This is a genomic window from Nitratireductor sp. GCM10026969 (assembly GCF_042660605.1).
GTDB lineage: Bacteria > Pseudomonadota > Alphaproteobacteria > Rhizobiales > Rhizobiaceae > Chelativorans.
In genome coordinates, this window is record NZ_JBHSUM010000049.1 from 21,475 (window position 1) to 27,863 (window position 6,389).

Below are 6,389 nucleotides of genomic sequence, written 5' to 3' on the forward strand. Positions count from 1 at the left end.
CCCCATATTGCAGATGACAATTTAGTCGAAGCCGACGCGGGCCGCCACCCCGATGGTTTCGCCCGAGCGCGAAAGGATGATGGCCTGACCTTCGCGTGCCTTGACGCCGGCGAGGGCCTGGATGTTGGGCTGATGCGTCACCATGAGCAGGTTGCCGGCGCCGCTGTAGCCGCGGATACGCTCCAGAACGGCTTCGGTCTGGACCTCTTCTGCCTTCGAACCCGGCTCGAAATAGTCGAGCGCCTCGAAGATCTCCACCGCGTTGTCGCCGAAGGCGAGGTCGGCGGTGTCGCGTGCGCGGCAGTAGCGGCTCGTCAGGACGCGCTCGATGGGCGCGGCGCGGGCGAAGAAGAGGGCGCCCATACGGCGCGCCTGCTGCCGCCCGCGGTCGGACAGGTTGCGCTGGGTGGTGCAGTTCTCGATATCGAAGTTGGCGGGGTCGCCGCTGCCGGGCGCATGGGCGTGATTGATGAGCACCACCTGGCCGCCATTGCGCAACAGCGCCCAGCCGGCCTCCGTCGTCCCGGCGGGCGCCGCAGCGAGGAGGGCGAGTAGGGCGACGAAGAAGCGGAGCATGGACATTCCTTCCGTGAGAAGTCCCATATAGGAGTTCGGCAAGGTCAGGTGCAATCACAGCTTCTTGCGCGTGTGGTGCTGCACGCGCTTGTCGCAGGCGGGCAGGTGCCATAAAGCAGGTGCCGATGTCTCCCCTCGTCGAAACGATCACCTTCATCTTCGGACTGGTTGCGCTGGGTTATGTCAGCGGATGGCTGGGCCTGCTGGACGAGCAAACGGGCGAGGCCCTGTCGGACTTCGCGGTCGGGGTGGCGGTGCCCCTGCTTCTGTTCAGGACCATGGCCGGCGCCGATTTCGGCGACAGCCTGCCATGGAAATTGTGGCTGACCTATTTCGCGACCATAATCCTGGTCTGGGGAGCGGGGCAGTTCATGGTGATGCGCCTTTTCAAGCGTGGCAGCCGGGCGGGCATTGTCGGTGGCCTTGCGGCGAGCTTCTCCAATCTCGCGCTTCTGGGCATTCCCTTCATGCTGGGCGTCTACGGCCAGCAGGGCTTCGAGATCCTGTCGCTCCTCCTTTCCGTTCACCTGCCGGTCATGATGGCCGCCACCATCATATTGTTTGCCTGGCTGGGCGGCGAGGAGGCGCCAAGGGGTCTTGCGGCGGTGTTCGTCGATTTTATCCACGGCCTCTTCACCAATCCGCTGATCCTCGGCATCCTGGCCGGGCTCCTGTGGCGCTTTTCGGGATTGCAGATGCCCACGCTCATGGAGAGGCTCGTGAACGCGCTTGCAGACGTCGCCGCCCCGGTGGCGCTGTTCGCCGTCGGGCTCGGCCTCAGGCGCTATGGCATCAAGGGCGACATCCGGCCGGCGCTTGCTGTCTCGTCGGTCAAGCTGTTCCTCATGCCGGCCGTGGCGTTGGCATTCGCCAAGTTCGTTGGACTGCCGCCCTTGAGCGCCAAGGTGGTGGTGGCGGCTGCATCGCTGCCCTCCGGCGTCAACCCATATCTCATCGCAAGCCGTTTCGGCACGGGACAGGCTCTTTCGTCCAATGCCATGAGCATCGCCACCGCCGTGGCGGTCTTCACCACCGCCTTCTGGCTCGCCGTTGCCGAAAGGGTGTTCGGCTGATCGTGCCCGGCGCGCGATGGATGCGGGCGAAGTGTCTTGCAGGTGATCCGGACGGCACTAACTTTAAGCAGGGCTGGCCCGTCACGCACCCGTTCGTGGCGCTTGCCGTGCGGCGGGTGTTGAACCAGTCTGCGGACACACGGGCAAAGCATGCGGTCGGAGGCGCGATCGGCGCGAAAGGAGGAAGAATGCTGAAGAAGACAAGCCATTTCATGCGCGAGGCGAACTATATCGGCGGCGCGTGGGTCGAGGCCGATTCGGGCAGTACGATCGAGGTCACCAACCCGGCGAACGGCCAGGTGATCGGCACCGTGCCCAAATCCGGCCGCGCCGAGACGAGGCGCGCGATCGAGGCGGCGCAAGACGCTTTCCAGTCGTGGAAGAAGACCTCGGCCAACGACCGCGCCAAGCTCCTGCGCCGGATGCACGACGTGATCATGGACAATCAGGACTCCCTTGCCGAACTCCTGGTGCTCGAGCAGGGCAAGCCGCTCGCCGAGGCCAAGGGGGAGGTGGGCATGTCGGCGGCCTACATCCTGTGGTTTGCCGAAGAGGGGCGGCGCGTCTACGGCGACGTCGTGCCGTCTCCCTGGGCCGACCGGCGCATCCTCGTCACCAAGGAGCCCGTCGGCGTGATCGGCGCGATTACGCCGTGGAACTTTCCCTCTTCCATGCTCGCCCGCAAGATCGGACCGGCACTTGCCGCCGGGTGCACGGCGGTCGCCAAGCCCGCCTCGCAGACGCCCTATTCGGGCCTTGCCTGGGGCGTGCTTGCGGAGGAAGCGGGTTTCCCGAAGGGCGTGGTCAACATCGTCACGGGATCGGCATCGGAAATCGGCGACGAACTCACCGAGAATCCGCTGGTGCGCAAGATCACCTTCACGGGCTCGACGGAGGTCGGCAAAATCCTGATGCAGAAAGCCTCCGGCACGGTGAAGAAGGTTTCGATGGAACTTGGCGGCAACGCGCCGTTCCTGGTCTTCGACGACGCCGACGTCGAGCGCGCCGTGCAGGGCGCGGTGGCGGCGAAATACCGCAATTCCGGCCAGACCTGCGTGTGCACGAACCGCTTCTTCGTGCAGGAGGGTGTCTATGACCGCTTCGTCGAGAAGCTGGTGGAAGCCACCGACAAACTCAAGGTCGGCCCCGGTCTCGACGACGGCACGCAGCAGGGCCCGCTGATCGACGACAAGGCGGTCGGCAAGGTGGAGGAATTGATTGCCGATGCGACGGGGAAGGGCGCGCGCCTCGTGACCGGCGGCAAGCGGCACGCGCTGGGCGGCACTTTTTTCGAGCCGACCGTCATCGCCGACGCCTCGCCCGACATGCGCTTCATGCAGGAGGAGATCTTCGGCCCGGTCTCGCCGATCTTCCGCTTCCAAAAGGAGGAAGAGGGCGTCGCGCTCGCCAACGACACGGTCTTCGGCCTGGCCTGCTACTTCTATACCGGTGACCTCGGCCGCGCCTTCCGCGTGATGGAGGGGCTGAAATACGGGCTCGTAGGCGTCAACGAAGGCATCATCACCACGGTGGAGGCACCGTTCGGAGGGATGAAGGAATCCGGCCTCGGAAGAGAGGGCGGCCATCAGGGCATCGAGGACTATCTCGACACCAAATATGTCTGCATCGGCGGACTGGGGCTGTAGGCCCGATCGCCGTATCGTCACCGCATGTCCCGGCCGTTGGAAGCGCGGCCGGGATGTTCGGCGGTGCGCGCCCAAGGGTGGAACTCCGGCTGTACGGAGGCCAATTCAGAGAGCAGGAAATACGTGCAGACAGAAGATCTGCGCTGTGATTTTGATGCTTCGTTGATCTGTCCGCTTTCAGTCCGTCAACGTGTCTGCGGCCTCGACGAGATCATCGGGGAGAAGCTCGACGTCCTGATTGCGTCCGGGGACGACGGTGAAGTCGCTCTGGTAGATGCGGTCGCGGTTTCTCGCGACCGCGGTGTATTCGCCTTCGGCCAGGACCATGGAGGCGAAGGCGCCCACCGTCTCGCGGACGATTTCGCCGGTCTCGGTCACGACCGACCAGGCCGTGTCGGCGATGGCCTCGCCGCCGGGTTCGCGTACCAGCTTCAAGGTGAGCTGGGCGGCCCGGTGCTCCACGGTGGCTTCCGTCAGCTCGCCCGCATGGACGCGGATGTCGGAGCGGATCACGGCGTTGACCGAGCCATAGGTGGAGACGACGTGATAGGTGCCGGCGTTGAGCCGGACCACCGCGTTCGGCTTGACGTTGGGGATGACGAGCGGCCGCTCGCCCGTGGCTTCCGGCTCGGCTTCGTAGATGGAAAAGCGCAGCCGGTCGTGGGGGATGCGCACGCCGCCCGAAAGCACCGCGTCCAGCTTCAGCCCGCCGGCGTCGAGCACCAGGCGTTCGCTCTTCGGCTCGCTCCCCACCGTAATGCGCTTGGTCGCGCCCGCACGGCCGTAGGCCGCGTGCACCAGATAGCTGCCCGGTGACAGCGACAGGACGCTCGTGCCACCTTGCGCGGTGGCGATCAGCGGCAGTTTGCCGTTTCGGTCGGGCTCGGGCGAGAACACCCGCCAGACAAGCCCGCGGGGGATTTCGCCGGCCTCCTCGGTGAGCTGCGCCGAAAGCGTGACCTGGCCCATTTCCTCCAGTGCCAGGGGGGACCGGTTCTGGGGCGGAAGATATTCGTTGAGGCCGGGCAGGCGCAGCTTGTCGAGCGAGGCATCGCCTTCCTGCCCGACCGCATAAGGGGCGGCCATGCCGAGAAATGCGGCGGCAAGAAGTGTGACGAATCGCCTGACAGAAAACCTCATGCTTGCTTTGAAGCCCAGCGGGGTGGCAATTTCAAGACCGCACTTGCCGCTTGCCGTGCGCCCTCCATCAGCGACAACAGGAGCTTGACCTTGAACCAGCCGTTTATCGACTTCATGCGCGCACGCCGTTCGCCGCCGATCCATGAGCTCGTCGCGCCGGCGCCGTCGGATGAAGAACTGGAGACGATGCTGGAAGCCGCCATCCGCGTGCCGGACCACGGCATGCTGGCGCCGTGGCGCTTCATTCGCTACCACGGCGAGGTGCGCGAGCGTGTGGGTCGGATGCTTGCCGATCTCGCCGAAACGCACCAGGGCCCCTTGAGCCGGGGGCAGCGGGAGAAGGAGCTGACCCGGTTTTCGCGTGCGCCGCTGGTGATTGGTGTCGTCTCCAGTCCCAAGGAGAGCGACAAGATTCCCGAGTGGGAAATGTTCCTGTCCGGCGGCATGGTGGCGATGAACCTCATCCACGCCGCAAACGCGCTCGGCTACGGCACGAACCTCATCACCAACTGGTATTCCGATCTTGCGGAGGGCCGGCGCATTCTGGGCATCGCCCCGCATGAACGGGTGGTCGGCTTCGTGCATATAGGCAGCCATCCCGGCGGCACGCCCGACCGTCCGCGCCCTGATGCTTCCGCTCTCTTCACCGACTATGCCGGGCCCTGGGAGCAGTCGTGATGTTCTACGAACCGCGCAACGGCCATGGCCTGCCGCACGATCCCTTCAAGGCGATCGTGGCGCCGCGGCCGATCGGCTGGATCTCCACGTGCCGGCCGGACGGCGCGCTCAATCTCGGCCCCTATTCCTACTTCAATGCCCTTTCCAGCAAACCGCCTTTAGTGTGGTTTTCCTCGGAAGGGGAGAAGGACAGCGCATCCATCGCCCGCGAGACCGGCGAATTCGTGGTCAATCTGGTTGGCCGCGCCCTGGCGGAAAAAATGAATGAAAGCGCCATCGACGCGCCTGCCGGCGTGAGCGAGTTCGCCCTTGCCGGCCTGACCCCCGCCCCCTGCCGGCATGTCACCTGTCCGCGCGTGGCCGAAGCGCCGGCCGCCCTCGAATGCAAGGTGACGGAGGTGTTGGAGCCGCGCGGGCTCGACGGACGTCCGGCGGGCCTGTTCGTGGTCATGGGGGAGGTGATCGGCGTGCACATCGACGATGCCATGCTTACCAACGGGCTGTTCGACGTCACCAAGGCGCAGAACCTCTCCCGCCTCGGCTATATGGATTATGCTGCAGTGACGGAGACCTTCGCCATGCGCCGTCCGCGCTGGAAGGATCGGAAGGGTTAGGGGCTGTAGTAGGTATCAGTGCGTGCAGCCCCTCTCTTGCGATTTCTAACACTTAGCCTCCGCTTCGCTCCAGCTAAGATGTTGAAATCGCTTTCTCCCCGCCAAGGGGGAGAAAGAATGGCACACGCCTTGCTGCAAATCGCCAAGGCTTGTGATTGGCAGCAGCGATGATGCCTCTGTTATCTCCCCCTTGGCGGGGGAGAAAGCAAATTCTTGGGTTTGGGCAACGCCCAAGCCCTTAGAATTTGCAAGAGAGGGGGTCTTTCCGGGCTGAGTCCACAGGCCCTACTCTTCCAGACCCGCCAGCTTGGCGCGGGCGATGATGCGCTCGGCGCGCAGGAGGTGGGGACGGTCGATCATCGCGCCGTCTAGGCTCGCCACGCCTGTTTCACCGGCTTCCGTGAAGGCCGAGACGACACGGCGGGCTTCGGCCACTGCTCGCGCGGAGGGCGTGAAAGCGGCATTGATCACCGGCACCTGCGCAGGGTGGATCGCCATCTTGGCGGTGAAGCCGTCACGCTCGGCCTCGAAGCATTCGCGGGCGAAGCCGTTCTCGTCGCGGAAGGCGGGGAAGACGGTGTCGACGGCCGGCACTGCGGCCGCGCTCGCCGCCAGGAGCGTTGTGGCGCGGGCGAGCGCAAAGACGTTCGTGTAGCGCCCCG

Annotated in this window: 7 protein-coding genes; 4 read left to right on the forward strand and 3 right to left on the reverse strand. The window is 65.1% G+C overall.

The features are described from left to right. Positions 1–21: 21 nt before the first annotated feature. Positions 22–576: a histidine phosphatase family protein gene (locus ACFP9U_RS12230; protein ID WP_378621738.1), complete on the reverse strand. Its 555-nt coding sequence runs from the start codon at positions 574–576 to the stop codon at positions 22–24. A 125-nt stretch (positions 577–701) separates the two neighbouring features. Between ACFP9U_RS12230 and ACFP9U_RS12235 the strand changes: the two genes are divergently transcribed. Together ACFP9U_RS12235 and ACFP9U_RS12240 are read left to right on the forward strand one after the other, a co-directional pair. Further along, positions 702–1,649: an AEC family transporter gene (locus ACFP9U_RS12235; RefSeq protein ID WP_378621739.1), complete on the forward strand. Its 948-nt coding sequence runs from the start codon at positions 702–704 to the stop codon at positions 1,647–1,649. A 188-nt stretch (positions 1,650–1,837) separates the two neighbouring features. Then, positions 1,838–3,295, forward strand: a complete 1,458-nt coding sequence (locus ACFP9U_RS12240) for an NAD-dependent succinate-semialdehyde dehydrogenase (RefSeq protein ID WP_378621741.1) — start codon at positions 1,838–1,840, stop codon at positions 3,293–3,295. 177 nt (positions 3,296–3,472) lie between these two features. On the opposite strand, the gene ACFP9U_RS12245 is transcribed toward ACFP9U_RS12240, so the two are convergent. Next, a complete protein-coding gene (locus ACFP9U_RS12245) occupies positions 3,473–4,435 on the reverse strand; it encodes a hypothetical protein (RefSeq protein WP_378621742.1) in 963 nt (320 codons plus the stop codon). 114 nt (positions 4,436–4,549) lie between these two features. Between ACFP9U_RS12245 and ACFP9U_RS12250 the strand changes: the two genes are divergently transcribed. Both ACFP9U_RS12250 and ACFP9U_RS12255 read left to right on the forward strand, forming a co-directional pair. Beyond that, positions 4,550–5,113 carry a nitroreductase family protein gene (locus ACFP9U_RS12250; protein WP_378621749.1) on the forward strand — a complete coding sequence of 188 codons (564 nt, stop codon included), beginning with the start codon at positions 4,550–4,552 and terminating at the stop codon, positions 5,111–5,113. Beyond that, a complete protein-coding gene (locus ACFP9U_RS12255) occupies positions 5,113–5,727 on the forward strand; it encodes a flavin reductase family protein (protein WP_378621744.1) in 615 nt (204 codons plus the stop codon). Before ACFP9U_RS12250 ends, ACFP9U_RS12255 begins: the two co-directional genes overlap by 1 nt. Positions 5,728–6,012: 285 nt before the next feature. Here ACFP9U_RS12255 and ACFP9U_RS12260 read toward each other — a convergent pair. Then, a partial coding sequence (locus ACFP9U_RS12260; RefSeq protein ID WP_378621746.1) for an HpcH/HpaI aldolase/citrate lyase family protein occupies positions 6,013–6,389 on the reverse strand: 377 nt, incomplete at its 5' end.